Genomic DNA, 26,712 nt, shown 5'->3' with positions numbered 1-26,712 from the left:
CATGGATATACGATGTGCACATGACTTCGAAGGACGCGCGGACCGCCGATGAGCTGCTGAATGCGGTGGGTCCGGCGTTCAGCAAGCTGCGACGCACGGCCCTGCTCGAGGTGGAGAACCCCGTCTCCGCCAAAGATCTGAGTCGGACGCTCGTGCTCAATATCGTGCTCGAGCACAGCGACGACTCGGAGGTGACCGTCGGCATGGTGGCCGAGATTCTCGGCGTGGACCCCTCGGTCGCCAGCCGGATGGTGAGCGACAACATCAAGGCCGGGTATCTGCTGCGGGCCGCCTCACAGCAGGACGGGCGGCGGACCGTGCTGAAGTTGAGCCCCGAGGGTGTCGCGCTCATGGAGCGATTCCGCAAGCATCAGCGCGACGCGTACGACTACATCACCGCGGAGTGGGAGCCGGGAGAAGCCGTGGAGTTCGCGCGGCTGATGTTGAAGTACGTGGATTCCCTTGCGGGACTGAAGGATCGCAAGCGCGTCGAGGACGCCTAGACCGCGTGCCGACCCGTTGGTGGGAGGGGGCGGGAGGGTGTGGCTGGAGCAAAGTGTGGGGCCGCGTCAGGATGGCGTGGCCAGGGCGAAGGGGAGGACCGCGTCCGCGCCTGCCTGGCGTAGGGTGCGCGCGGCCATGGTGAAGGTCCAGCCGGTATCGGTGAGGGTGTCCACCAGGAGGATCGGGCCGTCCACGTCGCTGAGATCCGGTGTCTCCCAGGCGTTGTGGAGGGCGGCTACGAGGTGGGCGGAGTTGGCGGCCGAGACCGGGGGGAGATCCGGGCGCAGGTGCAGGATGCCGAGGTCGCGGAGGCGGCCGACCTGGGCCAGGCGGGCGGCGAGCGAGGCCGCGAGGATGGGGTGGGTGGCGGATTCCATGGCCATGACCGACATGGGGCGCTGTGCCCAATCCCATTCACGCAGTACCACTGTCACGGCTTTGAACACCTCGTCGGGTACGGGGCCGTCGGGGGAGTCGAGGAGGGCGCGCAGGCGCTGGCCCCAGCCGAGGTCGCTGAGGCGGCCGAGGACGCGGCCGGTCTCCGCGCCGTCGGAGATCTTGCCGGACAACGAGATTCCGAGTTTGGCCATACCGGTCGGCCACTGTTTGCGCGGGGCCAGGTCGATGCCGGGGCGGTCCAGCCGGGTGCGGATGGCGGCGAGGGAGGCGGTGTCGACGGCCGTGTCGAGGCGGGTGCCGGTGCAGTTGTCGCAGCGTCCGCAGCCGGGGGAGTCGGGGCGCAGGCCCGGGTCGTCGAGTTGGCGGCGCAGGAAGTTCATCCGGCACTCGTCGGTGGCCTGATAGTCGATCATGGCCTGCTGTTCGGCGTCGCGGGCGATACTGAGCCGCTCGTAGCGCTCGGTGTCGTAGACCCAGGGCTGGCCGGTCGAGATCCAGCCGCCGCGAACGCGTTTGACCGCGCCGTCGACGTCGAGGACCTTGAGCACCATCTCCAGGCGGGAGCGATTGAGCTCCACCAGCGGTTCCAGCGCGGCGGTGGAGAGGGCCCGATCGCCGTCGAGGGCGTCGAGGACCGAGCGCACGATATGTTCGCGCGGGAAGGCGACCGAGGCGAAGTAACTCCAGATGCGGCGATCCTCCGGGCCGGGCAGCAGCACCACCTCGGCGCGCTCGGTGCCGCGGCCCGCACGACCCACCTGCTGGTAGTAGGAGATGGGTGAGGAGGGCGCGCCGACGTGCACCACGAAGCCCAGATCGGGTTTGTCGAATCCCATACCCAGGGCCGAGGTGGCAATGAGGGCCTTCACCTCGTTGTTCAGCAGCGCCGCCTCGAGGCTTTCGCGTTCGGTGGGGTCGGTCTGGCCGGTATAGGCGGCGACGTGGTGGCCGTGCGAATTCAGCACATCGGCGAGATCGTGCGCCGCGGCGACGGTGAGCGTGTAGACGATGCCCGAGCCCGGCAGCGCCCGCAGATGTTCGCTGAGCCAGGCCGTGCGCGCCACCGCGTCGTCGATGCGCAGCACCGACAGATGCAGCGATTCGCGGTCCAGGGTGCCGCGCAGGACCAGGGTGTCGGTGCCGATCTGGGTGGCCACATCGGTGACCACCCGGTCGTTGGCGGTGGCGGTGGTGGCCAGCACCGGCACCTCCGAGCCGAGATCGGCGATCAGCGTGCGAATGCGGCGGTAGTCGGGGCGGAAGTCGTGGCCCCAGTCCGATACGCAGTGCGCCTCGTCGATGACCACCAGACCGGCGTCGGCCGCCAGCTTCGGCAGGACCGCGTCGCGGAAGTCGGGATTGTTCAATCGCTCGGGACTGACCAGCAGCACATCGATCTCGCCCGCCGCGACGCTGGTGTGAATCTCGTCCCATTCGGTGACATTGCCCGAATTGATGGTCGCCGCAACCACTCCGGCGCGTTCGGCCGCCGCCACCTGGTTGCGCATGAGCGCCAGCAGCGGCGACACGATGACCGTCGGCCCGCGTCCGGCGGCGCGCAGCAGTTTGGCGGAGATGAAGTACACCGCCGATTTACCCCAGCCGGTGCGCTGCACCACCAAGGCCCGTCGCCGCTGGACGACCAGCGCTTCGATGGCGGTCCACTGGTCCTCGCGCAGCCGGGCGGCGGGCCCGGCCAGCTCCCGGAGCAGCCGTTCGGCATCCGCCCGCAGGTCGGTCGGCGTCGTGGTGTCGGTCGCATCGGTCGAGGTCACGCGCTCCATGGTGCACCACCGCACCGACACCGCGCCCCGCGCACCGCGTTCGCGCACCAGTTGTCGGTTCCCGCACCGCGTCTCGGGCGCCCGGCGCTCGCGAGCGTGGAACCCAGGCCATCGAGCTGTTATCGTCTGCGGTGCTTGCAGATGGCGACGTAGGGGCGCTGTCGGATTGATGGGGGTTCGAGGTGGCCGGGGTATGAGTTCCGAGAACGAATCGAACCCGGACGGCCGTATCTACTGGCAGACGCCGGAAGGCCAGCCCGGCACACCGCCGGGGCAGGCGGGTCAGCCGGAGTCGCAGCAGCCGTCCGGTCCGGTGCCGGGCCAGCCGCCGTCGCAACCCGCGGCCCCTGTCCAAGGCCAGCCGTCGGAACCCGTCCCGGGTCAGCCGTACTCGCAGCCCTCCGTTCCCATCCAGGGGCAGCCACACCCGCAGCCTTCGGTTCCCGTCTCTGGCCAGCCGTACTCGCAGCCTTCGGCTCCCATTCAAGGCCAGCCGTACTCGCAACCCTCGATGCCGGTTCAAGGCCAGCCGTACCAGCAGCCATACCCGGGCCAGCCGTACCCGCAGCAGCCCTTCCAGCAGCAGCCGTTCCCCGGGCAGCCCTTCCAACAGCAGCCGTTCCCGGGTCAGCAGTATCAGCAGCAGCCCTTCCCCGGCCAGCCGTTCCAGCAGCAGCCCTTTCCCGGCCAGCCGTATCCGGGTCAGCCGCAGCAGGGTTCGCGCAAGCGCGTCTACGCCCTGATCGCCTGCGCGGTCTTCGTCGTGCTCGCCCTGGCGGTGGGATCCGCCGTATGGCTCACGGGCTCGGAATCCTCCGGCAACAAGCAGGCTTTCGACAAGGCCATCGCCGACGTCTCCGGTTCGCCCGGCCTGCACTACGTCACCGCCTCCCGCGATGGCACCGCGAAGTGGGATGTCACGGTCTCCGCCGCCGGGGACACGTTCGGCACGGTGACCGACTCCAGCGGCGAGACCCGCGTCCTGCGCGTCGACAAGACCGTCTACCTCGATCCGCCGGACGAGGCCGATCAGCCCGCCAGCAAGGGCAAATGGCAGGCGGGCTCGACGCAGTTCGAGGACGAGCTACCCGGGTTCATGTCCCCGAAGGAGTTCGCCGACGCCCTGACCAAGGCGGTCGAAGCCGCCCTGGACAGCGGCGCGGAGGCCACCGAGACCACCGTCGACGGCACCCCAGCCCTCGAACTGAAGACCGAGGACGGCACGCTGTTCGTCACCACCGACGAGCCGCACCGCGTCCTGCGCTGGGACCCCGACTACCTGACCTCCAACAGCGCCTGGGCGGTGCTGGACGCCATGGACTTCACCACGATCACCACCGACCGCGTGGACTGGATGTACATCCAGCTGCGCGACCGGGTGAACCAGCTGGTCGGCGCCGTCGACGCGGGTCTGCGCATCACCGCCAACGGGCAGGGCAGCGTCAACTGCTCCGAGGGCGGCTGCACCATCACCCAGGCGTTCAACGGCGCGGTGAGCGGTAGCGGCAACCGCACCCAGGCGGTCGCCACCCTGTCGGCCACCTTCACCGTCGAGGGCAGATTCGCCGGAACATGCAGTAGCTCGGGCACTTTCCCGATCACCGCCGCCAGCTTCTCCGGTTCGCTGTCGTGCACCTCCCCGGAGGCGGGCGGCGTCTTCGGCTCCGTGCGCGCGGGCCAGCAGGCCGATGCCGACCGCCGGGCGCAGGCCGAACGCCGCGATATCCAGTTCCAGACCAGTTACGCCGCCGACTACGACATCTACGCCGAGGCGGTGAGCCAGGCCGAGGTGACCCGGCTCCTCGACCAGCTGGAGAAGAACCGCCCGCGCTGAGAGGTATCAGCCCTTCACGCACAGCACCTGTCGCAGCGTGGCGACAATGTCGACCAGGTCGCGCTGGGCCTCGATCACGGTATCGATGTCCTTGTAGGCCGCCGGGATCTCGTCGATCACCCCGGCGTCCTTACGCGACTCCACGCCCACGGTCTGCGCGATCAGATCGGCGACGGTGAACTGCCGCTTGGCGGCGTTGCGGCTCATGCGCCGCCCCGCCCCGTGTGACGCGGACTGGAACGACGCCGGATTCCCCTTGCCCCGCACCACATACGACCGCGTACCCATGGAGCCGGGAATCAGCGCGAGGTCTCCGTCGCCCGCGCGCACGGCGCCCTTGCGGGTGACGAGCATGGGCACGCCGTCGATGACCTCCTCGGCCACATAGTTGTGGTGGCACGAGATCGGCTCGTCGAAGCGCACCTCACGTCCGGCGAACTCCTCCCGCACGGCCTTGCAGACGAGGGCGAGCATGACGGCCCGATTGCGCGCCGCGTACTCCTGCGCCCAGGTCAGGTCGCGGCGGTAGGCATCCATTTCCGGTGTGCCGGAGACGAATACCGCCAGATCCCGATCCGGGAGGTCCCGGTTGTGCGGCAGCGCCCGCGCCACGGCCATATGCCGTTCCGCGAGTTCCTTGCCGATATTGCGGCTTCCGGAGTGCAGCAGAATCCAGACGCACTGTTCGGTATCCAGGCACACTTCCACGAAGTGGTTGCCACCGCCCAGCGAGCCCATCTGCTTCTGCGCCTTCGACTCCAGCGACCGCACGGCCGGATCGAGGGCGTCGAACGACTTCCAGAACCGCTCCCAGCCGCTGCGCAGCGTGGTCCCGGCGGCCTTCTGCCCGCGCAGCTCGGCCTCCAGCCGCTGCACGTTCACCGCCGAGGAGTGCGCCGAGAACCCCACGGGCACAGCGGCTTCGATGCGCGAGCGCAGCACGCCCAGATCATCGGGCAGGTCCGAGGCGGTCAGCGAGGTGCGTACCGCCTCCATACCGCAGCCGATATCCACGCCCACCGCAGCGGGCGCGACAGCGTCGCGCATGGCGATCACGGAGCCGACGGTCGCGCCCTTGCCGAGATGCACATCCGGCATGACGCGCACGCCGTACACCCACTCCAGCCCCGCGATATTCCGCAGCTGTTGCAGCGCGGCCGGTTCGACCTCGTGCTCGTGGGCCCACATGAGCGTCTGCGCGCGCGTTCCGCGCAGCTCGACGGGAAACATCGTCCGGTCCTCTCTGTTACTGATGATGCCCCACGGTAAGGACCGGATGCCCCCGCGCGCACCTCATTAACGCCGTCCGCGCCTCACGGCTCCACGAAATCGGCGGCGATCGAGCACAGCTTCCACGCGCCGTCGCGGCGGACCATGGTGCCGGTGTAGTCGATGTCCTTGAAGTAGTGGCGGTACTTGTCGGGGATGTTCGAGAAGGATTCGTGGGCGAGGTAGGTCGCCGAATCGGGGCTGGTCTGGGTGATGCCGGTAATGGTCTTGGTGAATCCGGCGGCCTTGACCTCGGGGCCGAGGGTGCGGTCGTACTGCGGGGTGTACTGGATGACGAGATCGTCGATGTCCTGGGCGGTTTCGGGACAGACCAGCTGTTGGAAGCCCTCCCAGTCCTGGGCGTTGAAGGTCGCCGCGATGGATTGGGTGATCTGCACCAGCTCCGGATCGAGCTGGGTGAGGTCGCCGGGGGCGATCTCCTTGTCGGGGGCATTGAAAACCGGTGGGGGCGGCAGGGTTCGGTGTCCGGAGGTGCCGAGGTTCTCGGCGATGGAGCGTCGCCAGCTGCCGTCGTCGATCATCATGCGAATGGCCTGGGTGATGCGGGCCTGCAGGTCGATATTGCCCTTGCGGACGCCGACGCCGTAGCGCTCGCGGGTGAACCGGTGGCCGGTGACCCGCAGCGTGCCGGGGTGCTGGGCCGCGAATCCGGCGAGAATCACGTCATCGGTGGAGACCGCGTCGACGGTGCCGTTGATCAGATCGCCGACGCACTGCACATAGGTGTCGCGGGTGACGAGTTTGGCTCGGGAGGCGAAGTTCTTGCGGATCTTGTCGGCGGAGCTGGACCCCTCGGCGGTGCAGACGGTGCGACCGTTGAGGTCCTCGGGGCGTTCGATGCTCTTCTCGCTCTGGCGCACCAGCAGGTCCTGCCCCGCCACGAAGTACGGTCCCGCGAAGGACACCTGCTCCTGCCGTCCGGCGGTGATCGAGTACGAGGCGACGACGAAATCCACCGCGCCCGAGTTCAACAGCTGCTCACGCTGATCCGAGCGCGCCTCGCGCCAGATGATGTGCTCGGGCGCGACACCCAATCGCCCCGCGATGTAGGTGGCGGTATCGGCGTCGAAGCCGCGCGGCCTGCCGTCGGGGCCCATGACCGACAGTCCGGGCTGATCGAACTTGATTCCGACCGTCAGCGTCGGTGGTTGCTGCACAACGGGTTTCACTTCCTCACCGCAGGCGGCGACCGTCAGTCCGACGGCGATCGCACCGGCTAGACGCACAGCCTTCATCTACTCTCCCGTTCTCGTGATCGATACAGGCGAATACCTGGTGCTCAGGATTCGGCGAAATCCGCGGCTAGCCCGCAGAGCAGCCACTGTCCGTCGCGGCGCTGCATGGTGCCGGTGAGATCGATGTCCTCGACATAGTCGCGGTACTTGTCCGGCACGTCGGTGAAGGTCTCGTGGGCCAGGAAGGTCGCCGCGTCCGGTCCGGTCTGGGCGATACCGGTGATGGTGTAGGTGAATCCGGCGGATTTCACCTCGTCGCCCAGGGTGTCGTCGTACTGCGGGGTGTAGCGCAGTACGAATTGGTCGACGGCGTCGCGGGACTCCGGGCAGACGTGCTGGGAGAAGCCCTCCCAATCCCGGGCATTGGCGGTGGCGGCGAGGGTGTCGACCGCGCGCACCAATTCCGGATCCAGGGAATTCGGATCACCGGCGACCACCGGCTGATCGGGTGCGTTGAATACCGGCGGGGGCGGCACAGGCCGGTACCCCGACGGCGCGATATCGGCGGTCATGAATCGTTCCCACGATCCGTCCGCAATCATCTCGCGAATAGCGGAGGTGATTTTGCCCTGTAATTCGGTATTGCCCTTCTTCACGCCGACGCCGTAACGGTCGCGGGCGAATGGATGGCCGACCACCCGTAGTTTCCCCGGATGCCGCGCGGCGAAACCTGCCAGAATCACATCGTCGGTGGTGACGGCGTCGACCGTGCCCGCGAGCAGTTCGTCCACACAGGCCGAAACCGATTCGCGGGTGACCGGTTTCGCCCCGGTGGCGAAATGCCGTTGAATCCATTCGGCGGAGGTCGAGCCCGTTGGCGCGCAGACGGTGCGCTCGTCGAGATCCTCGGGTCCCTCGATGCCGGTCTGCTCGGTCCGCACCAGCAGGTCTTGGCCGACCACCAGATACGGCCCGGCGAAGGAGACCTGGCGCTGACGCTCGGGGGTGATGGAGTACGCGGCGACGATGAAATCGACCGCGCCGGAGTTCAACATCTGTTCGCGCTGATCCGGGCGCGCCTGCTTCCAGGTCACCTTCTCGATTTTCACGTCGAGCCTGTCGGCGATATACCGGGCGGTGTCCGCGTCGAATCCGACGGGCTTGCCGTCCTTTCCCATGACCGACAGCCCGGGCTGGTCGTAGTCGATGCCGATGGTCAGCGCGGGTTCACCGGTGGCGACCACGGAGGGCGGTTTGTCCTCCGTTCCGCAGCCGGTCGTCAACAGACCACCTGCCAAGGCGAGGGCGAGGATTGTGCGCCATATCGATTTCGCGTCGCGGCAACCTGTCAGCACATCGTGCATCCAACCATCCGACGGCGAAAAATCCGGTGAACATCGAATATTTCCCGATCAATTCCCGCAATTGCGCCGAGGAGTAGTAGGCACTAATGCGAATGCGGCCGGTCGGACGCTCTCCGGATTACGCGGCGTTGGCGGTACAGGAGGAGTGCACCACCTGCGCGGGCTGCGCAGTGGCGCTGCCGAGATCGGGGAAGGGCGGATTGCTCTGACCGAGTCCGGCGACGGCGGCCTGTTCGGCCTCCACGCGCGAACCCGCCGCCGCCCACCCGTAGGCGCCGTCCGCGCCTCGGGCGACCGCGGCGCACCCGTCGGTGAACCGCAGCACGATCTGGCAGTCGTAGACCGCGCAGTCGCGGATGGCCGCGGCGTCGGCGGTGACCTTGCTGGGCTGGTCGGTCGAGGTGACCACCTTGCCCTGGAGTTTGGACAGGGCCACGGTGCCGTATTGCGTGGCCGCGTGCGCGGATCCGGCGGCGGACAGGGTGAGTGCGGCGGCCGCGGCGGTGAGCGCGGCGGTGCGTACGAGCGACAAGAGAATCCTCGACGTTTCAGAAAAGGGCGAACGAGGCCGATGCTAGACGACGCGCCGGTCGCCGCGCTCGCGCTTGCCCGAACTGTCCCGCTATTCGGGCCGCCCGCAACGCTTTTCGCTCAACGGGTGGCCGGGACGGATCGGCTCAGGGCGGTGCGCAGGGCGGCGAAGGCGGCGGCATTGGCCTGTGCGGTTTCGGGGAGGTGCCAGGCCATGGACATGAAACCGTGCACGGTGCCGTTCCAGCGCTGGATCTCGGTTTCCACCCCGGCCTCGCGCAAGCGCTGGCCGTAGGCCTCACCCTCGTCGCGCAGCGGATCGAATTCGGCGGTGGCGATATAGGCGGGCGGAAGCCCGGAGAGGTTGGCGCGGAACGGATTCGCGTACGGCTGCTCGGCGTCGGCGGGCCCGTCGAGATACTGCTGCCAGTACCAGCGCAGGTGCACGGCGGTGGTGAAGTAGCCCTCGGCATTGTCGGTGTAGGAGCCGGAGTCGCAGGCCGGATCGAGCATGGGGTACATGAGCAGTTGGAAGGCGATATCGGGGCCGCCGTTGTCGCGGGCTTGGAGGGCGGCGACGGTGGCGAGATTGCCGCCCGCGCTGTCCCCGGCGACCGCGACACGGGCCGGATCGCCGCCGAGGGATTCGGCGTGGTCGGCGACCCAGCGCAGGACGGCGTAGGCATCCTCGGCGGCCGCGGGGAAGCGGGCGTCGGGCGCGCGGCGGTAATCCACCGACATCACGATCACGCCAGCCTCGTTCGCCATGGTGCGGCAGAAGCGGTCATGGCTGTCGAGGCCGCACAGGACGAATCCGCCGCCGTGGTAGAAGACCACCACGCCGGGCACCTTGTCCGCGTCCAGGGGACGGTAGAGGCGCATCGGGACCTCGGGTGCGCCGAGGGGGCCGGGGACGAGCCACCCCTCCACGCCCGCAACGGGAATCGACTCGGCTACCGGCGCCGGTCGTGCGGCCAGAAAGGCGCGGGCCTCGGCGGCGTCCAGCACGGTGGTGCCGATCGCGGGAAAAGCCGCGCTGGCCGCGTCGACGAAGACTTGCCATTGGGGGGAGAGGGGCATCGCGCATTCCTTCCGGTGGGCCGCCGCCCGGCGGCGGCCCGAAGGGGTTGGGTTACTACATGTTTCGCGGGATGAACTTGCCCGCAGCGAGGCCGCCGTCGACGGTGACTTCGGCTCCGGTGATGTAGGCGGCGGCATCGGAGGCCAGGAAGGCGACCAGTTCGGCCACCTCCTCGGGCAGGCCGGTGCGCTCCAGCGGCAGGGTCGGGAAGCTGCCCGGGCCCGTGGTCAGGTACGGCACCATCGGGGTGGCGATGGGCCCGGGGTGCACCGAGTTGACGCGAATCTGGTTGGGGCCCAACTCCAGTGCGGCGATCTTGCTCAGGCCGCGCAGACCCCATTTGGAGGAGCCGTAGGCGGAGTGGTTCATGAGCCCCTCGATACCGGCCTGCGAGGAGATGTTCACGATCGATCCGCCGCCCGCCGCGGTCATGGTGGGCACGACCGCCTTGATGCCGTTGAACGCGCCGACGAGATTGACCTTCAGAATCCGCTCCAGCTCCTCGGAGGTGGTCTCGACGAGCGGCTTCATGGTGTAGATCGCGGCATTGTTCACCAGGACGTCGAGTCCGCCGAAGGACGAAACGGCCTCGCCCACCGCGCTTTCCCAGCTCTCGGTGTCGGTCACGTCGTGGCGGACGAAACGCGCGGCGTCGCCGAGGGATTCGGCCAATTCCTTGCCCTCGGTGTCGAGGACGTCGGTGATGACCACCTTCGCGCCCCGGGCCACGAACAGCCGTGCCTCCGCCGCGCCCTGCCCGCGGGCCGCGCCGGTGATGAGGGCGACTTTGCCGTTCAGATCGACCATTTCGGTTCCTTTACTTGTTGCGGAAGTGGGGGATGACCTTCTCGCCCCACTGACGGATTGTCTCCAGGCACGCGTCCTGCGGCACGGTGCCCATCTGGATGAGGCACAGAATCTCGTCGGCAGCCGCCTCGGACAGCCGCTCGACGTAGGCAATGGCGTCGTCGGCATTGCCGTAGGCGTGTTCGGCGTTGAAAATCGCTGTGGAGCCGGACTTCACGGGGATCTTGGCCTCGTGCAGGAAGGCCACGTGTTCCTCGGCGGCCTCCTTGATCTTGGCCACCTCGTCCACGGTGGGGTCGACGGCCTCGTCCGGGACCGGGCCCGCGCCGTAGTAGTGCTTGATGGACTGGGCGAAGAACCGCTGTCCGCGCGCGCCGATCTGCTGCGCCTTGTCCCGGTCGTCGAGCACGATGGTCGGGCACAGCGCCGCGAAATGGTCGTTCACCACGGTGGAGACGAAACGCTCCCCGGTGCGCGCGGCGATGGCGCGGTCGTAGGTGCGGCGCAGTTCGGCGATCTCCTCGATGCCCGCGAAACCCAGTACCAGCGCGCCGATTCCGTATTCTGCGGCCAGCTTCAGGGTGTCCTTCTTGGTGCACGCCATGAACAGCGGCGGATGCGGCCGCTGCACGGGGCGCGGCAGCAGGTGGTGCGGGCCGATATCGAGAAGTTCACCGTGGAAGGAGAATTCGGCCTCCGGGTCCTGCCAGGCGGTGGCGATCATACGCAGCGATTCCTCCACCTCCTGATAGGTGCGGTCGGGATCGACTCCGCACATGGAGGTTTCGACGGCGGTGGCCCCGCGGCCCGCGCCGAGGTTCAGCCGTCCGCCCGAGAGCACGTCGAGCATGGCGGCGCGTTCGGCGGTGCGCACCGGGTGGTTGAAGTTGAACGGCATGCACACCACGCCGTGCCCGATGCGAATGCGCTCGGTCTTGGCGGCCACCCAGGTCAGGAAGATCTCCGGCGCGCTCATGTGCGCATACCACTTGAGACCGTGGTGCTCCACCGCCCAGACGGTGTCGAAGCCCATCTCGTCGGCCAGCACCGCCTGCTCCACGCAGTCGCGCAGCACCTGCGCCTCGTGTTCGGCGGTCGGGTTCGTCATCTGCGCTTCGAAGATCATCGAGAACTTCATCGCCACTCCTCGCCGCTCCCGTCCCGGATCGGGGCCGGAGCTATGCCTGAACGGAATAGTTCTGTACGCATAGGCGGTGGTCATCGGTATGTCCCAGTGGCCGGGACCACACCGTGCCGGGTGGCGGCCCGCCGCCTTAGCGTCGATTCCACAACCCAACCCCTGTGCTGTCGTGGCCCTGCCGCGCCGGGGGACATGAGGAAGGACGCGATTCGGTGGGACAGCTGGACGGCAAGGTGGCGCTCGTGACGGGCGGTGCGCGCGGCATGGGAGCCGAACATGTGCGCCGGTTCGTCGCGGAGGGCGCGCGGGTGGTGTTCGGCGATGTGCTCGACGACGAGGGCAAGGCGCTGGCCGCCGAGATCGGCGCGGACGCCCACTATGTCCACCATGACGTGACCAGTGAAAGTGACTGGGCCACAGCGGTATCGGAGGCCGTATCCCGTTACGGACGGCTCGACGTCTTGGTCAACAACGCTGGCATCCTGCGCTTCAAGCCCATTCTCGAGATGGCCCTGGACGAGTTCAACGCCGTCATGAACATCAATGTGACCGGCACCTTCCTCGGTATCAAGACCGCCGCGCCCGCCATGATCGCCGCTGGTGGCGGGTCGATCGTGAATGTCTCCTCGGTCGAGGGATTCGTGGGGGCGGCCAAGCTCTCCGCCTACAGCGCGAGCAAATTCGCGCTGCGTGGACTCACCAAATCGGCGGCCCGCGAACTCGGGCACTCCGGTATTCGCGTCAATTCCATCCATCCGGGCGGTATCGCCACGCCCATGACCGCCGCCGTCTCCGGTGCGAGCGGCGTGGACGGCGATTCGTTCTTCTCCGGTCTGCCCATTCCGCGCTGGGGTCGGCCCGTGGAGGTCTCCGAGGTGGCGCTGTTCCTCGCCTCGGATGCCTCCAGCTACTGCACCGGCGGCGAATTCGTCGTCGACGGCGGCATGCTCACCAGCTGCGGATACTGAAAGGGATTCCAAGACAGTGGTATCGAAGAAGTCAGTGGCGGCCAAGGTTTCGGCGACGGAGCCGAAACCGGTCGAATTCGAGTTCGATGTCGTGGTGGTCGGCTCGGGGGCGGCCGGTATGACCGCCGCGCTCACCGCCGCCTATCGCGGGCTGTCGGTGACCCTCATCGAGAAGAGCCGCCTGTTCGGCGGCTCGACCGCGCGCTCGGGCGGCGGCATCTGGGTGCCGAACAATCCGGTGTTGCAGGCAGCGGGTGTGCCCGACAGCGCTGAGATGGCGCGCACCTACCTGAAAGCCGTTGTCGGCGACCGGGTTCCGGAGGCCAAGCAGCGCGCCTTCCTGGACAATGGCCCGGAGATGTTCCAGTACATCGGCGCTCGCTCGAAGTACTGGGAATTCGTCTACGACCGTGGCTATTCCGACTACCACCCGGAGTTTCCGGGCGGGCTGTCGCAGGGCCGCTCGATCGAGCCCAAGCCCATCGACGGGCGGCTGCTCGGGGCGGATCTGCACAAGATCAATCAGCCGACCATGTCCGCGCCCAAGGGCATCGCCATCACGGTCAGCGACTTCCACGATCTGAATATGATCGCGCGCACCTGGGCGGGCAAGAAGACCGCCGTGAAGGTGGGTGCGAAGACCGCGCTGAACATGCTCAAGGGCGCGCTGCCGCTCAGCCTCGGCAAGGCCCTGGCCGCCCGACTGTGGCTGTCGCTGCGCGATGCGGGCGTGCCGGTGTGGCTGAGCACCCCCCTCACCGAGATCATCACCGAGGGCGGTGCGGTGGTCGGTGTGCGCGCCGAGCACGAGGGCCGGTCGGTGGTCATCAGGGCGCGGCGCGGTGTGGTGCTCGCCGCAGGCGGTTTCGAGCACAACCTCGAGATGCGCAAGCAGTACATCGCCGGTCCGCAGTCCACCGACTGGACGGTGGGCGCGACCGAGAATGTCGGTGAGGGCATCGTGGCGGGCCAGAAGGTCGGCGGCGCGGTGGATCTCATGGACGACGCCTGGTGGGGTCCGTCGGTGCGCAATCCCGAGGGACCGCCGTTCTTCTGCCTGGCGGAGCGGTCGCAGCCGGGTGCGATCATCGTTAACGACAATGGCGAGCGGTTCGTCAACGAATCCGCGCCGTATGTGAATGTCGTGCACAAGATGTACGCGGACGAGGCGGCGGGCAGCGGCAGCATTCCGGCGCACTTCATCTTCGACCAGAACTTCCGGGACCGGTACCTGTTCCTCGGCAATTTCCCGAAACGTCCACTGCCGCAGAAGTACTACGACGCCGGGATCATCAAGACCGCCGATACCCTCGCCGAGTTGGCCGCCAAGATTGGCGTACCCGCCGACAAGCTGGCGGCGACCGTCGCGCGCTTCAACGGCTTCGCCAGCAAGGGCCGTGACGAGGATTTCGGGCGTGGCGATTCCGCCTACGACCGGTACTACGGCGACCCGACCGTCAAACCCAATCCGACGCTGGCACCGCTCGAGCGCGGGCCGTTCTACGCGGTGGAGATGGTGCCCGGCGACCTCGGCACCAAAGGTGGTCTGGTCACCGACGAGTACGCCCGGGTGCTCGACCACGACGGCGCTGTGATCTCGGGACTGTATGCGGCGGGCAATAATTCGGCCGCCGTCATGGGCAACGACTACGCCGGTGCGGGCGCGACCATCGGCCCCGCCATGGTGTTCGGCTATATCGCCGCCAACCACCTTGCCGCTCAGGAGAACTGACCATGGGACGAGTCGAGACCAAACATGTCGTGGTGACCGGTGGCGCGCGTGGCATGGGGGCGGCCTTCGCCCGCAAGCTCGCGGCCGAGGGCGCGAAGGTGACCATCACCGACGTGCTCGCCGACCAGGGTGCGGCACTCGCCGCCGAACTCGGTGACAGCGCACTGTTTCTCGCGCTCGACGTGACCGACGAGGCGGCCTGGAACGCGGTGGTGGCGCGGGCCGAGGAGCGGTTCGGGCCGATCTCCGGTCTGGTCAACAATGCCGGAATCGTGCATGTCGATCCCATCGAGAAGCTCTCGGAGGCCGACTACCGCAAGGTCATCGACGTCAATCAGGTCGGGGTGTTCCTCGGTATGAAGGCGGTGATCGGGTCCATGCGGCGCGCGGGCGTCGGGTCGATCGTGAACATCTCCTCGACCGGCGGGCTCATCGGCTACTCCAATATTCTCGGCTACGTCGCCTCCAAATGGGCGGTGCGCGGTATGAGCAAGACGGCCGCACAGGAGTTGGCGGGCGACAATATTCGCGTCAACTCGGTGCATCCGGGCATTGTCGCCACCGAGATGACCGCCGACTCCGATCGGTCGCACGCCATTGCCGCGACCCAGCCGATCAAACGGCCCGCCACCCCCGAGGAATTGGCCAACCTGGTGCTGTTCCTCATCTCCGACGAGTCCTCCTACTCCACCGGCGCGGAATTCATCGCCGACGGCGGCTTCACCACCCAGTAGCACCCGGCGGGCTCCGCCGCTGTCAGACAAGGACATTCATGAAGAACTTCCACGGCAAAGTCGCCGCCATCACCGGTGCCGGTGCCGGAATCGGACGGGCGCTGGCCATCGAATTGGCGCGCGGTGGGGCGCAGTTGGCGCTGTCGGGGCGAAATCTCGACAGTGTGGCCGAGACCGCGGCGCTGTGCGAGAAGGAAGGCGTGCGGGCCCGCGCCTATCAGCTCGACGTCACCGACCGCGCGGCGGTGTACGCGCACGCCGACCAGGTGGCCGCCGATTTCGGCAAGGTCAATCTCGTGGTCAACAATGCCGGTGTCTCCCTGACCGCCAATATCGAGGATGTCACCTGGGAGGACATGGAGTGGATCTTCGATATCAACTTCTGGGGTACCGCGCACGGCACCAAGGCGTTCCTGCCGCATGTCATCGCCTCGGGTGACGGCCATATCGCCAATGTGTCCTCCATGTTCGGATTGGTGGCCTGCCCGAGCCAAAGTGGTTACAGCTCATCCAAATTCGCCATGCGCGCCTTCACCGACGCGCTGCGCCAGGAGATGATCATCGCGGGCCACAACGTCGGTGTCAGCAGCGTGCACCCCGGCATGATCAAAACCGAGATCGCCTGGAAGGCCCGCGCGTCCGCCAACCGCGACCGCGACGCCCTCGCCTCGAACTTCGACCGCCTGGCCAAGACCTCCCCGGAGCAGTGCGCCCAAACGATCCTCAAAGGCATCCAGAAGAACAAGCCCCTCATCCTGATCGGCACCGACGCCAAGGCCATGAACTTCATGCAGCGCCTCCTCGGCTCGGGCTACATGAAGCCCCTGACCGCCCAGATGCGCAAGGAGATCTGATCGCTCGGCTCGTAACCTGGGAGGGTGCGAGCCACCGGGTATGAGGCCGCGTCGGTCTGGGATATCGCGCGCCCGGCCCGGCGCTGCCGCGTGCCGGGGATCGCCGTGGCCGGATTTCGCCATGCGGGCGCGGGGCCGATCGCGCTGCCGGTGATTCCGAACCCCTCGGTCACGCTGGTGGTCGAGTTCGGGCAGGGTTCGCTGCTCGTGGGCGACGAAGCCCGGCAGCAGCGCGGAAGCCTCGTGGCCGGGCTCGCTCCCGGCGCTATGTGTATGCGCGGCAACGGCTTCGAATGCGTGGAGGTCCGGCTCTCGCCGGTCGTCGCACGGGCCGTGCTGGGTACTTCCGCCGCGGACCTGGGACGCGCCGTGGTCGGCCTCGATGACCTGTGGGGCCGGGAGGCGGTCCGGATCCGGGAACGTCTGGACGGTATGTCGTTGTGGGACAGCAGGTTCGCTGCCCTGGACGAGTTGCTCACCGATCGGGTGGCGACGGGTCCGACGATGGATCGGGAGGTGGTCTGGGTCTGGCAGCGGATCCTACGCAGTGGTGGCCTGGTGCGGGTGGAGGAGTTGGCCGACGAATTGGGTTGGAGTCGAAGGCGATTGTGGGGGCGGTTCCGGTCAGAGGTAGGTGTGGCTCCCAAACGTGCGGCGCAGCTCGTGCGCTTCGATCACGCCGTCCAGCGCTTGGGGGCCGGGGAGGATCTGGCGTCGGTCGCCGTCGAGTGCGGGTATGTCGATCAGTCGCATCTGCATCGAGAAGTGTTGGCGTTCAGCGGAACAACGCCTGGATACCTCGCCGGTGACGTAGGGATCGCGGTGGAGCGGGCCGCGTTCGCGGCGGGAACATTCGTACAAGACCGTCGGGTGTCGGCCACGCCAAGGTGAGGTCATGCGCACACATGATTTCTCCCGCGAAGCCGCGTCGATCGTCCCGAATCGGAGCGTCTGACATGGACTTGCGTACCGCGAAGGTGCTGATCACCGGGGCGACCGGTGGAATAGGGCAGGTGTTGGCGGAGGCTTTCGCCGAGCGGGTCGACGAGGTGGTGCTCACCGGCCGCCGCACCGACCTGCTCGAAGCAGTGGCCGAGAAGGTGGGCGGCCGCGCCGTTCCGGCCGATCTGACCGATCGAGCCGCGATCGAGAAACTCCTGCGGGAAGCGGGGGAGATCGATGTACTGATCGCCAATGCCGCTCTCCCGGCGACGGGTCCGCTCGACGACTTCTCCCTCGAGCAACTCGACCGAGCACTGGACGTCAACCTCCGCGCCCCTGTTGTCATGGCGAAACTGGCCGCTCAGCACATGGCCGCCCGCCGACGCGGCCACCTGGTCTTCATCTCCTCGCTCTCCGGTAAGACCGCCTCCGCCCAGGCATCCCTGTACAACGCCACCAAATTCGGCCTGCGCGGGTTCGCCCTCGCCCTGCGCGAAGATCTGCGCCCCCACAATGTCGGCGTCTCGTCGATATTCCCCGGCTATATCAGCGACGCGGGCATGTTCGCCGACTCCGGAGCCACCCTCCCGCCCGGCGTCACCACCCGCACACCCCACGATGTCGCCCGCGCGACATTGCGGGCCATCGAAAACAACCGCGCCGAAACAGATGTGGCCCCACCCGCCCTACGCCTACTCGCCCTGTTCGGCGGCCTGGCCCCCACCTGGTCCGCCGCTCTGCAACGCCGTGTGGGCGCCACCGAGATCACCGCGCAGCTAGCCGAGGGCCAACGCTACAAGCGCTGATGCTGTGGAGGAAGGCAGAGGTGTCGAGCCCCATCCCCGTGCTCGGGGGACCATCCGTTTTCAAGACGGTGACGGACGCCGGTCCGCATTACCTTCCGAGACGCAGGTCGGAATCGAACCGACGAGGGGCCTGAGTGAAAATCAGGCTGCCCGTACCAGCAGAGCAACTGCGTCGAGAAATAGGGTTGTGGGGGCGGCAGGGATCGAACCTGCCATGCGCTATGGCACCTGATTTACAGTCAGGGTGGGCCACCAGGCCCATCGCCCCCTCGACGAGAAATCGGCTGCGCCTCGGTGCGACCCTGAACAGGTGGTCCTGTCTAGGCGTCGCCCGCCGAATCACGCGACGAGGAATAGCGCGCGGATTCCGCGGCAGCGGCGGAGCGCTGGTATTCGTGGGCTGAATATTCGGTCATCGCCGTTCCTTTCTCGTCGTCGTTGCCACCGAAGTTAACAGGATCAACGGCGCGGCGGTACCGAATTATTTCGGGGCGAGATCCTTCGCGAGGGTCAGGACCTGGGTTACGGTGGGGTATGGCTGAAGTGGTGTCGCCCAATGGATCTCGGATCGCGCTTGTCCTGGGCGGGGGTGGTCCGGTCGGCATCTCGTGGTTGACGGGGATCGCCGCGGGCCTGCGGGAAGCGGGTATCGACCTGGCGCTGGCGGACCGGTTCGTGGGGACCTCGGCGGGAGCCGTGGTGGGGACCGTGCTCGCGGGCGGCGGCGACCCGATGAGCCTGCTGTCGCAGACCTCCTCGGACGCACCGGTCGTACAACCCGATCCGCGGCGGCTGGCGGAGATCTTCGCGGTCATGTTCACGCCGGGGGTGGAGCCGCTGGCGGCGCGGCAGCGCATCGGTGAATTGGCTCTGGCGGCCGAGGCGGGCGACCCGGAGGTGCACATCGCGCGCATCGCCGGGTTGGTCGGTTTCTCGGAGTGGCCGGACCGGGACCTGATCCTCACCTCCGTGGACGCGCGCAGCGGGGAGTTGCGCGCCTGGTCGCCCGGCGGGGCCGCCACTCTGGGGGAGGCGCTCGGGGCCACCACCTCGGTGCCCGGGGTGTTCCCGCCCATCCCGATCGACGGGAACAGCTACATGGACGGCGGCACCCGCTCGTCCATCAACGCGGATCTGGCGCTGCCCGCCGATATCGTCGTGATCATCGAGCCGCTCGCCCATATCTTCCCGCGCACCCCGGCCGACCGTGAATTGGGTTCGGCGCGTGAGATTTCCATCGTCCCGGACCAGGGAGCCATCGCGGCCTTCGGCAACGACCTCTTCGGCCAGGAAGCACTGCGACCCGCCTTCGAGGCCGGAGTGCGCCAGGCCGCCGACGCCGCGCCGCTGTTGAAGGACATCTGGCCGACGCGCTGAGCGTCCCTGCGCCGCGAGGGTTCGCCCGCTACCTTGGTCGGAGTGCATTCCACTACAGGGTCAGCGGTGATCCAGCAGCGTCGGTTGGCGGGGTGGAGCCGGACGGCTCCCACTGTCGCGCAGGTGCTCTCCACACCCGATATCGATACGGTCGCACGGGCGGTGCGGGAAGCGGGGCCGCGCGGGGTCATCGCGCGCGGGCTCGGGCGCAGTTACGGGGATCCAGCGCAGAACGGCGGCGGGCTGGTCGTCGATATGACCGCCTTCGACCGCATTCACCACGTCGATCCGGACTCCGGCATTGTCGATGTCGATGCCGGGGTGAGCCTGGATTCGCTCATGCGGTCCGTCTTGCCGTACGGGCTGTGGGTGCCGGTATTGCCGGGTACCCGGCAGGTCACCGTCGCGGGGGCCATCGCCTCGGATATTCACGGCAAGAACCACCACTCGCACGGCAGTTTCGGCAATCACGTGGCGTCGTTGGACCTGCTCACCGCCACCGGTGAGATGACGACACTCACGCCGGAAGGCGCTGGGGCCGAACTGTTCTGGGCCACCGTCGGCGGTATGGGGCTCACCGGAATCATCACCCGCGCCCGGGTGCGGATGAAGCACACCGAAACCGCCTACTTCATCGTCGACAACGATCGCACCAACAATCTCGACGAGACCATGGAGTTGCTCACGGGGGTTCCGACGACGGCTACGACTACTCCATGTCGGTGCCCGACACCATCAGCACGGGGTCCAAACTCGGCCGTGCCGCCTTCAGCCGGGGATCGCTCGCGACGGTCGATCAGCTGCCGATCAAGCTGCGCGGCAATCCCTTGAAATTCGATGCGCCGCAGCTGTTCACGGTGCCCGATATCTTTCCCGACGGCATGGTCAACAACCTCACCACGCGCGTCATGGGTGAGGTGGCCTATCGCTTCTACCCGAAGAGCGCGCGCGGTCGAATTCAGAATCTGACGCAGTTCTATCATCCGCTCGACCTGCTCGGGGAGTGGAATCGCGCCTATGGCCGCCGAGGGTTCCTCCAGTACCAGTTCTCCATGCCGTTCGGTGCGGAAAGTCAACTGGCGGAGGCTGTTCGGGCCATCGCGCACTCGGGACACCACTCGTTCCTGAACGTCTTCAAGCGGATGGGCGCGAGTAACCGGGCCCCGCTGTCCTGGCCGCACCCGGGCTTCATGCTCAGTCTGGACTTTCCGCTGAAGCCCGGGCTCGGCGCCTTCTGCGCCGAACTCGACCAGCGCGTTCTGGATGCCGGTGGACGCCTGTACTTCGCCAAGGATTCCCGGACCACGCCGGAGATGATTCGCGCCATGTACCCGCGGCTGGAGGAGTGGCGGCGGATTCGTGATGCGGCCGATCCGGAAGGCGTGTTCGTCTCCGATCTGGCGCGGCGGCTGCGCCTGGTCGACGCCGAACAGCGTTAGCGCAGCAGGTTTTTCAGGACCTTGCCGCCCGCATTGCGGGGCAGCGCCTCGGTGAAGACGATCTCGCGGGGCACCTTGTATCCGGCGAGGCGGGTACGCGCCCAGTCGATGATGGCGGTGGGATCGGCGGCGGTCGGGTCGGTGGGCACCACCACCGCCCGGCCCACCTCGCCGAGACGGTCGTCGGGGATGCCGACGACGGCCACATCGCGAATGTCGGGGTGTTGCAGGAGCGTTCGTTCGATTTCGGCTGGATAGGCGTTGAAGCCGCCGACTATGAACATGTCCTTGATGCGGTCGGTGATGCGGAGATAGCCGTGGTCGTCGAGGATGCCGATATCGCCGGTGTGCAGCCAGCCGTCGGGGTCGATGGTTTCGGCGGTGGCCTCGGGGTTGTCGAGGTAGCCGTGCATGACATTCGCGCCGCGCACGGTGATCTCGCCGGGTTCACCGGCGGGGACCGGATGGCCCGCGCGGTCGACGAGGCGGATCTCGGTGTCGGGGATGGCTTTTCCGACGGTCAGCGCGACCAGGTCGGCGGGAGCGTCGGGTGGGCAGACTGTGATGACGCCGATGGATTCGGTTTGGCCGTAGGCAGTGAAGACGTGGGGGACACCGAGTTCGGCGCGCATGCGCTCGACCAGTTCGGTGGGGATGGTGGTGCCGCCGGTTCCGGCCAGGCGCAGCGAGCTCAGATCGTGGGCGGCGTGGTCGCGGCGCAGCAGGTCGGTGAAGAGGGTAGGAGGCGCGGCGATGACCGTAATGCGTTCTCGGGCCACGAGTTCCATGACCTCGTCGGCGTCGAAGCGGGCGACCGGAACCATGGTGGCCGCGCGCAGCAGGCAGGCGATGATGCCCGCCTTGTAGCCGAAGGTGTGGGAGAACGGGTTGACCAGCAGGTAGCGGTCACCGTGGCGCAGGGTGACGGCATCGGCCCACGCGGTGAAGACCTCCAGGGTCTGGCGATGGGTGGCCAGGACGCCTTTGGGTGCGCCGGTGGTGCCGGAGGTGAACAGGATGTCGGAGATGTCGTCGGGGGACACGCTGGCGGCGCGCTCGACCGCCGCCTCCGGTGTCGTGCCGGTGCCGTAGTCGAGGAAGGTCGCCCAGTCGATCCCATCGCCAGGACCCCGCGATTCCCCGGTATCGCTCAGCAGGATGGTGATCGCCAACTCCGGCAGTTCCCGCCCCGCCTCGGCGAGCATGCGCGGATAGTCGTTGCCGAGAAACCCGCGCACCGTGAACAGCGCCCGACACCGGCTGCGCGCCAGCATATCCGCGGTCTCGCCGCCGGTCAGGCGCGTACTGATCGGCACCAGCACGGCCCCGGCCGCGAGCAGCCCCAGCGCCGTCACCACCCACCGTGTGCTGTTCGGGGCCCAGATCGCCACCCGATCCCCGCGCCGGATACCCATATCCATCGCGGCCCTGGTGACCAACAGCGCCTCCTCGGCCAGCGCCGCGTAGGTCATGCACCCCTCGGGCCCCCGAATGGCGAGCACCTCCGGATACCGCCGCGCCCGGCCCAGGACCAGCGCGGGAATGGTCGCGATATCCCCCGGGGCGTCCCGCCGATTCATGCGCCCATCCTGCCGTACGACCATGCCCAGGATGTCCGATTTCGGCCAGGGGTCTCGATGAACGGCCCAACTGCCAGCCGGGCGCTTGATTGGCCTGCGCGGTCGCAAATCGCTATTGGTGCCCGGATTTCGTCGTCTCGTGGCGATTTCCGACCGTCCAGGCCAACCCACCGTGACGTTCCGCTGATCGAGACCGGATTGGGCCCCGAACCTTCACACCCGGCACCCTCGGTACAAGACCCCGGTGACGGGAGGTGCGGGGGACAGCAATTCTCAGGATCGAAGGAGTGACATGACCGCGGGTGCGGAGCTGGCGCAGCGTGAGGTGGCCGACGTGACTGTTGTCGAGCTCGACGGTGGTTGTGGGTTGTCGCGGGAGCAGATCGGCGGCAAGGCGTGGAGCGTCGACCATATGCGGGCGCTCGGGCTGCCGGTGCCGCCCGCCTTCGTGATCACCACCGAGGGGTGGGCGGACTACACGCGGCGCGGCGCTATCGCGGAGGACATCTGGCGGCAGGTGCGGGCCGGAATCGAGATGATCGAGCGCGGCACCGGGCGGCGCTTCGGCTCGATCGAACGACCGCTGCTGGTGTCGGTGCGCTCCGGCGCGGCGATCAGTATGCCGGGCATGATGGACACCGTCCTCAACCTCGGCATGACCGACGCCGTGCAGCGGGCGCTGGCCGAGGAGACCCGGAATCCGGTGTATGCCGATGACACCCGGCAGCGTTTTCTGACCCAGTACCGCGAGACCGTGTTGAACGACGAGCACGGCGCGGTGCCGGAGGATCCGTGGGAGCAGCTGCGCGGAGCCATCGAGGCGGTGTTCCGTTCCTGGGATTCCCCGCGCGCCAAGACCTACCGCCGCAATCGCGGCGTCTCCGACGCCCTCGGCACCGCGGTCACCGTGCAGGCCATGGTCTTCGGCAATCTCGACGAATTGTCCGGCACCGGCGTGCTTTTCAGCCGCAACCCCAATACCGGCGACGGCCCGGTCTACGGTGAGTGGCTGGTCGGCGGCCAGGGCGAGGATGTGGTCTCCGGCCGCCTCACCCCGCGCCCGCTCGACGACCTGGCGCGCACCCAGCCGCAGGTGCACGAGCGCCTCATCGCCGCGGCGCGGCTGTTGGAGCGCGACGGCCGCGATATTCAGGACATCGAGTTCACCGTCGAATCGGGCACGCTGTGGCTGTTGCAGTCGCGCGCGGCCAAGCGCTCGGCCCGGGCGGCCGTACGCGCCGCCGTGGCCATGGTCGAAGAGGGCCTCATCGGTACCGACCAGGCCCTCGACCGTGTCACCGCCGACCAGATCCGCGCGGTGCTGCGCCCCGCCTCCGGCGACAACACCGGACAGGAGCCGCTCGCCCGCGGCGAATCCGCCTGCCCCGGACTGGCTTCCGGTGTCGTGGTCACCGATCCCGACGAGGCGGAGCGTCGCGCCGAGGCGGGCGAGGACGTCGTTCTGGTGCGCCCCACCACCAGCCCCGACGACCTGCACGGCATGATCGCCGCCCGCGCCATCGTCACCGAACTGGGCGGCACCACCTCGCACGCCGCCCTGGTCAGCCGCGAACTCGGCCGCCCCTGCGTGGTCGGCTGCGGCCCCGGCGTCGTCGCCGCCCTCACCGGAACCACGGTCACCGTCGACGGCGGCGCGGGCGTGGTCTGGCCGGGCGAAGTGGCCGGAAAACCCGTGGAGGAGGCCATTCTCGCGGATGTCCGCCGCCTCGCCGACTGGGCGAACACCGACCCCGACGGCCTGCTCGCGACCCTGGAGAACCGCACCGCACCCCCCGGCGGCGTCGCGTCGGAAGATGTGGTGGCGGAACGGCTTTCCTCCCCCGTCGAGGTGACCGAGCTGGATCTGCTGCGCCTGGTCGGCATCAAGGGCCGCGTCAATGCCGAGAATCTGGCCGCCAGCCTCGGCGCCGAGGTCGACGACATCACCGCCCGCTGCGCGGACCTGGTGACCGCCGGGCTCTGCGCCACCACCCCGGCCGGATTCCGCCTCACCCCCGATGCCCGCCCGCGCCTGGAGGAACTGCTGACCGCCGAGCGCGGCACCGTGGACCATGCCGCCATCACCGCCGCCTACGACGAATTCTGTCTCCACAACCAGGATTTGAAGGTCATCATCACCGATTGGCAGATGAAGGACGGGTCCACGGTCAACGACCACAGCGACGCCGCCTACGACGCCTCGGTCCTGGATCGGCTCAACGCCACCCATCAGCGGCTGCGGCCGCTCATCCAGCGGCTCGGCGGCATCGCCCCGCGCCTGGCCCGCTACGCCGACCGCCTCGACCGCGCGGTCGAGCGCATTGCCGCCGGTGACCTCACCTATGTGGCCCGCCCGATCATGGACAGCTACCACACGGTGTGGTTCGAACTGCACGAGGACCTGATCGGACTGTGCGGCCTGTCCCGCGCCGAGGAGGCGGCGGCCGGTCGTGCCCACTGACACCCCTACCGAGAATCCGGTGCCCATGAATTCCGCTTCCGGCGCATCCCCGCGCCATCCCTCCGTCGCCGGACAGCGGTGGGTGGAGTTCGCCCAGATAGACAACCTGCGTGATCTGGGCGGACTCCCCGTCCTCGGTGGTGGCACCACACGTTTCGGCGTCGTGTACCGCTCCAGCACCCTCCAGCAGGCCACCGCGGCCGATCTGGACCGCCTCTTCGACACCCTGGGCCTGCGCACCGTCATCGACCTGCGCCTGCCCGACGAGGTGGAGCGCGAGGGCTACGGCCTCATCGGCGAGGCCGCGGTCACCATCGCCAACCTGCCGATTCGCAAATCCCCGCAATCCTCGCTCGCCGCACGGGATCTCGTGCCCGACAAGACCCGCGTGGACATGGTCGACCTCTACGGCCAGTTGCTGCGCGGCAGCCCGGAGCACATCGTCGAATCGGTCCGGCTGATCATCGATCCCGACCGCGCCTCGGTGCTGTTCCACTGCGCCGCGGGCAAGGACCGCACCGGCGTCCTCGCCGCCGTCCTGCTGGACGCGGTCGGCGTGGACCACGCGGCCATCGCGCACGACTACGCCCTCACCAACGAGCGCATGCAGCGGGTGCGCGACCGCCTCGACGCCCTCCCGTCCTACGAGGGCCTGCCGCCGGTCAGTACCGGCATCCTCGCGGTCGAGCCGAGCGTCATGCTGCGCTTCTTGGACAATATCCATACCGAATACGGCGGCACGGCGAAATGGCTGCTTGCCAACGGGCTTTCGGAGCAAGAACTCGACCGCCTGCGCGAGGTGCTAGTCGAGCCCTGACCGGCCGTCGATGACGACCTTGCCGTCCATCCCCGGCACGATCACCGGCAGCATCCGCTCGGCCTCGGCCAGCACGGCGGCTTCCTCGGCCCCGTCGAGCGGATGCCACGGCAGAATCCGCACGGTCTCACCGTCCACGGCCCACCGGCCGTGCACGAACCCGTCGACGAGGTACATCGGCACCCCCGCCGACGCCTCCTTGTTGATCCGCGCGCGATCCTCGTCGCTGATCATGCGCCGCCGATCCTTGTGCCCCAGCACCGCATTGTCGAACGCGGGCAGAAACCGCACGGGCACAGGCAGATCCGCGTCCGCGAGCGGTGCGTCCGGCACATCGAACAGCTCCCGCCCGGTGTCGTCGCGATAGACCCGCAGCTGAGAGCGCAAGCGCGCCACCACCTCCGCGAGCCGGGTGACCCCCGACCATGCCTGCATATCCGCCACGCTCGCCGGACCGAAGGCGGCCAGATACCGCAGCACCAAGGTCTCCGGCCGCGGCCGCTCCTCCAACTCCCCGCCGATCCAGTCCTCGGCGAGGGTGACCGACACCCGCCGGTTGAACCAGCCGCCCCAGGCTCCGGCCTCCGCGTCGTGCAGTAGCGGCGCGACGGCGCCGAGCGCGTGCGCCAGCCGCGTCGGGTGCGGGGTCGGAAACCGTTCCGCCAGTGCGCGTCCCAGCTCGCTGCGGGTCAGGGTGCGTCCGGCGAGCAGTTCCCGCCCCGCCGCCGCCAGCGTCGCGCCATCCAACTCACCCAGGGCCTCGCGGTAGTAGGCGGCGGTCAGCACGCCTTCGACCATGCGCCGCAGCGTCGGGTACAGCCACCGGTAGTCCTCGGCATCGGCCAGATGCACGGTGCGCCGAATCATGGTGGAGCGCACCACCGTCCGCTCCCGCAGCAGCTCCTCGAGCTCCGCGTGCCGAAAATCCCGCAGCCGCGTCCACAGCCCCACATACGGCCAGTTGGGGTCCTGTCCCTGCACCGCGACGAGGTGGCGCACCAGATCCCGCGCGGGCATGTCCACCCGCTCCACCAGCATCTGTCGCAGCAGCAGGGTGCGATTCAGCTCACGCAGCGATAGCTCCTTCATGGC

At 68.1% G+C, this 26,712-nt stretch carries 21 protein-coding genes, 3 tRNA genes and 1 pseudogene; 12 read left to right on the top strand and 13 right to left on the bottom strand.

What is annotated here, in order from left to right:
* The first annotated feature begins 20 nt into the window (after positions 1 to 20).
* Positions 21 to 503 (top strand): MarR family winged helix-turn-helix transcriptional regulator, encoded by a 483-nt coding sequence (locus ACIBH2_RS11425; RefSeq protein ID WP_397115946.1) that lies wholly within the window; start codon positions 21 to 23, stop codon positions 501 to 503.
* Between the two features lie 66 nt (positions 504 to 569).
* On the opposite strand, the gene ACIBH2_RS11420 is transcribed toward ACIBH2_RS11425, so the two are convergent.
* Positions 570 to 2,687 (bottom strand): RecQ family ATP-dependent DNA helicase, encoded by a 2,118-nt coding sequence (locus ACIBH2_RS11420; protein WP_397116977.1) that lies wholly within the window; start codon positions 2,685 to 2,687, stop codon positions 570 to 572.
* A gap of 193 nt (positions 2,688 to 2,880) precedes the next feature.
* On the opposite strand from ACIBH2_RS11420, the gene ACIBH2_RS11415 reads away from it, so the two are divergent.
* Positions 2,881 to 4,521 carry a hypothetical protein gene (locus ACIBH2_RS11415; protein ID WP_397115944.1) on the top strand — a complete coding sequence of 547 codons (1,641 nt, stop codon included), beginning with the start codon at positions 2,881 to 2,883 and terminating at the stop codon, positions 4,519 to 4,521.
* Positions 4,522 to 4,527: 6 nt separating this feature from the next.
* Here ACIBH2_RS11415 and ACIBH2_RS11410 read toward each other — a convergent pair whose 3' ends face one another.
* From ACIBH2_RS11410 to ACIBH2_RS11380, 7 genes are all read right to left on the bottom strand, one after another.
* The gene (locus ACIBH2_RS11410; protein ID WP_397115942.1) at positions 4,528 to 5,751 is read right to left on the bottom strand and encodes an RtcB family protein; all 1,224 of its coding nucleotides are present in this window, start codon (positions 5,749 to 5,751) and stop codon (positions 4,528 to 4,530) included.
* A gap of 83 nt (positions 5,752 to 5,834) precedes the next feature.
* A complete protein-coding gene (locus ACIBH2_RS11405; protein WP_397115940.1) occupies positions 5,835 to 7,046 on the bottom strand; it encodes a glutamate ABC transporter substrate-binding protein in 1,212 nt (403 codons plus the stop codon).
* 44 nt (positions 7,047 to 7,090) lie between these two features.
* Positions 7,091 to 8,350, bottom strand: coding sequence for a glutamate ABC transporter substrate-binding protein (locus ACIBH2_RS11400; RefSeq protein WP_397115938.1), 1,260 nt, complete (start codon positions 8,348 to 8,350; stop codon positions 7,091 to 7,093).
* A 118-nt stretch (positions 8,351 to 8,468) separates the two neighbouring features.
* Positions 8,469 to 8,882 (bottom strand): DUF4189 domain-containing protein, encoded by a 414-nt coding sequence (locus ACIBH2_RS11395; RefSeq protein WP_397115936.1) that lies wholly within the window; start codon positions 8,880 to 8,882, stop codon positions 8,469 to 8,471.
* 119 nt (positions 8,883 to 9,001) lie between these two features.
* Positions 9,002 to 9,961 carry an alpha/beta hydrolase gene (locus ACIBH2_RS11390; protein WP_397115934.1) on the bottom strand — a complete coding sequence of 320 codons (960 nt, stop codon included), beginning with the start codon at positions 9,959 to 9,961 and terminating at the stop codon, positions 9,002 to 9,004.
* Positions 9,962 to 10,016: 55 nt separating this feature from the next.
* On the bottom strand, positions 10,017 to 10,769 hold the full coding sequence (locus ACIBH2_RS11385) for a glucose 1-dehydrogenase (RefSeq protein WP_397115932.1): 753 nt from the start codon (positions 10,767 to 10,769) through the stop codon (positions 10,017 to 10,019).
* Positions 10,770 to 10,779: 10 nt separating this feature from the next.
* The gene (locus tag ACIBH2_RS11380; protein WP_397115930.1) at positions 10,780 to 11,907 is read right to left on the bottom strand and encodes an LLM class flavin-dependent oxidoreductase; all 1,128 of its coding nucleotides are present in this window, start codon (positions 11,905 to 11,907) and stop codon (positions 10,780 to 10,782) included.
* A gap of 215 nt (positions 11,908 to 12,122) precedes the next feature.
* Here ACIBH2_RS11380 and ACIBH2_RS11375 point away from each other — a divergent pair, with 215 nt between their 5' ends.
* From ACIBH2_RS11375 to ACIBH2_RS11350, 6 genes are all read left to right on the top strand, one after another.
* Positions 12,123 to 12,878, top strand: coding sequence for a glucose 1-dehydrogenase (locus ACIBH2_RS11375; RefSeq protein WP_397115928.1), 756 nt, complete (start codon positions 12,123 to 12,125; stop codon positions 12,876 to 12,878).
* Between the two features lie 34 nt (positions 12,879 to 12,912).
* Positions 12,913 to 14,610, top strand: a complete 1,698-nt coding sequence (kstD, locus tag ACIBH2_RS11370) for a 3-oxosteroid 1-dehydrogenase (protein ID WP_397115926.1) — start codon at positions 12,913 to 12,915, stop codon at positions 14,608 to 14,610.
* A gap of 2 nt (positions 14,611 to 14,612) precedes the next feature.
* Complete coding sequence (locus ACIBH2_RS11365) at positions 14,613 to 15,344, top strand: glucose 1-dehydrogenase (RefSeq protein WP_397115924.1); 732 nt, start codon at positions 14,613 to 14,615, stop codon at positions 15,342 to 15,344.
* A gap of 38 nt (positions 15,345 to 15,382) precedes the next feature.
* Positions 15,383 to 16,198 carry an SDR family NAD(P)-dependent oxidoreductase gene (locus tag ACIBH2_RS11360; RefSeq protein WP_397115922.1) on the top strand — a complete coding sequence of 272 codons (816 nt, stop codon included), beginning with the start codon at positions 15,383 to 15,385 and terminating at the stop codon, positions 16,196 to 16,198.
* A 24-nt stretch (positions 16,199 to 16,222) separates the two neighbouring features.
* Positions 16,223 to 17,089 (top strand): helix-turn-helix domain-containing protein, encoded by an 867-nt coding sequence (locus tag ACIBH2_RS11355; RefSeq protein ID WP_397115920.1) that lies wholly within the window; start codon positions 16,223 to 16,225, stop codon positions 17,087 to 17,089.
* 65 nt (positions 17,090 to 17,154) lie between these two features.
* Positions 17,155 to 17,946 carry an SDR family NAD(P)-dependent oxidoreductase gene (locus ACIBH2_RS11350; protein ID WP_397115918.1) on the top strand — a complete coding sequence of 264 codons (792 nt, stop codon included), beginning with the start codon at positions 17,155 to 17,157 and terminating at the stop codon, positions 17,944 to 17,946.
* Between the two features lie 5 nt (positions 17,947 to 17,951).
* On the opposite strand, the gene ACIBH2_RS11345 is transcribed toward ACIBH2_RS11350, so the two are convergent.
* The 3 genes from ACIBH2_RS11345 to ACIBH2_RS11335 form a co-directional block, all read right to left on the bottom strand.
* Positions 17,952 to 18,043 (bottom strand) — tRNA-OTHER (locus ACIBH2_RS11345).
* Between the two features lies 1 nt (position 18,044).
* Positions 18,045 to 18,120 (bottom strand) — tRNA-Glu (locus tag ACIBH2_RS11340).
* A 14-nt stretch (positions 18,121 to 18,134) separates the two neighbouring features.
* Positions 18,135 to 18,215, bottom strand: a tRNA-Tyr gene (locus ACIBH2_RS11335).
* Positions 18,216 to 18,480: 265 nt separating this feature from the next.
* Here ACIBH2_RS11335 and ACIBH2_RS11330 point away from each other — a divergent pair.
* Both ACIBH2_RS11330 and ACIBH2_RS11325 read left to right on the top strand, forming a co-directional pair.
* Positions 18,481 to 19,323 (top strand): patatin-like phospholipase family protein, encoded by an 843-nt coding sequence (locus ACIBH2_RS11330; RefSeq protein ID WP_397115916.1) that lies wholly within the window; start codon positions 18,481 to 18,483, stop codon positions 19,321 to 19,323.
* A gap of 66 nt (positions 19,324 to 19,389) precedes the next feature.
* Positions 19,390 to 20,762: pseudogene (locus ACIBH2_RS11325) on the top strand (FAD-binding protein).
* On the opposite strand, the gene ACIBH2_RS11320 reads toward ACIBH2_RS11325, so the two are convergent.
* Positions 20,759 to 22,342: a FadD3 family acyl-CoA ligase gene (locus ACIBH2_RS11320; RefSeq protein WP_397115914.1), complete on the bottom strand. Its 1,584-nt coding sequence runs from the start codon at positions 22,340 to 22,342 to the stop codon at positions 20,759 to 20,761. The pseudogene ACIBH2_RS11325 and the gene ACIBH2_RS11320 sit on opposite strands and share 4 nt — an antisense overlap.
* A 292-nt stretch (positions 22,343 to 22,634) precedes the next feature.
* Between ACIBH2_RS11320 and ACIBH2_RS11315 the strand changes: the two genes are divergently transcribed.
* Positions 22,635 to 24,803, top strand: a complete 2,169-nt coding sequence (locus tag ACIBH2_RS11315) for a pyruvate, phosphate dikinase (protein ID WP_397115912.1) — start codon at positions 22,635 to 22,637, stop codon at positions 24,801 to 24,803.
* A gap of 25 nt (positions 24,804 to 24,828) precedes the next feature.
* On the top strand, positions 24,829 to 25,620 hold the full coding sequence (locus tag ACIBH2_RS11310; protein WP_397115910.1) for a tyrosine-protein phosphatase: 792 nt from the start codon (positions 24,829 to 24,831) through the stop codon (positions 25,618 to 25,620).
* On the opposite strand, the gene ACIBH2_RS11305 is transcribed toward ACIBH2_RS11310, so the two are convergent.
* On the bottom strand, positions 25,606 to 26,709 hold the full coding sequence (locus ACIBH2_RS11305) for a winged helix DNA-binding domain-containing protein (RefSeq protein ID WP_397115908.1): 1,104 nt from the start codon (positions 26,707 to 26,709) through the stop codon (positions 25,606 to 25,608). The two genes, ACIBH2_RS11310 and ACIBH2_RS11305, sit on opposite strands and share 15 nt — an antisense overlap.
* Between the last annotated feature and the right edge of the window lie 3 nt (positions 26,710 to 26,712).

The sequence above is a fragment of the Nocardia sp. NPDC050406 genome (assembly GCF_044459025.1).
Classification (GTDB): Bacteria; Actinomycetota; Actinomycetes; order Mycobacteriales; family Mycobacteriaceae; genus Nocardia.
The sequence above is the reverse complement of the archived record's forward strand: the minus strand, read 5'-3'. Positions and strand labels throughout refer to the sequence as shown.

Excerpts from the sequence above, each read along its gene's own strand:
- ACIBH2_RS11350 (WP_397115918.1), top strand. The coding sequence starts at position 17,155 with ATGGACTTGCGTACCGCGAAGGTGCTGATCACCGGGGCGACCGGTGGA.
- ACIBH2_RS11365 (WP_397115924.1), top strand. The coding sequence starts at position 14,613 with ATGGGACGAGTCGAGACCAAACATGTCGTGGTGACCGGTGGCGCGCGT.
- ACIBH2_RS11330 (WP_397115916.1), top strand. The coding sequence starts at position 18,481 with ATGGCTGAAGTGGTGTCGCCCAATGGATCTCGGATCGCGCTTGTCCTG.
- ACIBH2_RS11410 (WP_397115942.1), bottom strand. The coding sequence starts at position 5,751 with ATGTTTCCCGTCGAGCTGCGCGGAACGCGCGCGCAGACGCTCATGTGG.
- ACIBH2_RS11320 (WP_397115914.1), bottom strand. The coding sequence starts at position 22,342 with ATGAATCGGCGGGACGCCCCGGGGGATATCGCGACCATTCCCGCGCTG.
- ACIBH2_RS11360 (WP_397115922.1), top strand. The coding sequence starts at position 15,383 with ATGAAGAACTTCCACGGCAAAGTCGCCGCCATCACCGGTGCCGGTGCC.
- ACIBH2_RS11415 (WP_397115944.1), top strand. The coding sequence starts at position 2,881 with ATGAGTTCCGAGAACGAATCGAACCCGGACGGCCGTATCTACTGGCAG.
- ACIBH2_RS11310 (WP_397115910.1), top strand. The coding sequence starts at position 24,829 with ATGAATTCCGCTTCCGGCGCATCCCCGCGCCATCCCTCCGTCGCCGGA.
- ACIBH2_RS11315 (WP_397115912.1), top strand. The coding sequence starts at position 22,635 with ATGACCGCGGGTGCGGAGCTGGCGCAGCGTGAGGTGGCCGACGTGACT.
- ACIBH2_RS11305 (WP_397115908.1), bottom strand. The coding sequence starts at position 26,709 with ATGAAGGAGCTATCGCTGCGTGAGCTGAATCGCACCCTGCTGCTGCGA.
- ACIBH2_RS11405 (WP_397115940.1), bottom strand. The coding sequence starts at position 7,046 with ATGAAGGCTGTGCGTCTAGCCGGTGCGATCGCCGTCGGACTGACGGTC.
- ACIBH2_RS11400 (WP_397115938.1), bottom strand. The coding sequence starts at position 8,350 with ATGCACGATGTGCTGACAGGTTGCCGCGACGCGAAATCGATATGGCGC.
- ACIBH2_RS11380 (WP_397115930.1), bottom strand. The coding sequence starts at position 11,907 with ATGAAGTTCTCGATGATCTTCGAAGCGCAGATGACGAACCCGACCGCC.
- ACIBH2_RS11385 (WP_397115932.1), bottom strand. The coding sequence starts at position 10,769 with ATGGTCGATCTGAACGGCAAAGTCGCCCTCATCACCGGCGCGGCCCGC.
- ACIBH2_RS11390 (WP_397115934.1), bottom strand. The coding sequence starts at position 9,961 with ATGCCCCTCTCCCCCCAATGGCAAGTCTTCGTCGACGCGGCCAGCGCG.
- ACIBH2_RS11420 (WP_397116977.1), bottom strand. The coding sequence starts at position 2,687 with ATGGAGCGCGTGACCTCGACCGATGCGACCGACACCACGACGCCGACC.
- ACIBH2_RS11425 (WP_397115946.1), top strand. The coding sequence starts at position 21 with ATGACTTCGAAGGACGCGCGGACCGCCGATGAGCTGCTGAATGCGGTG.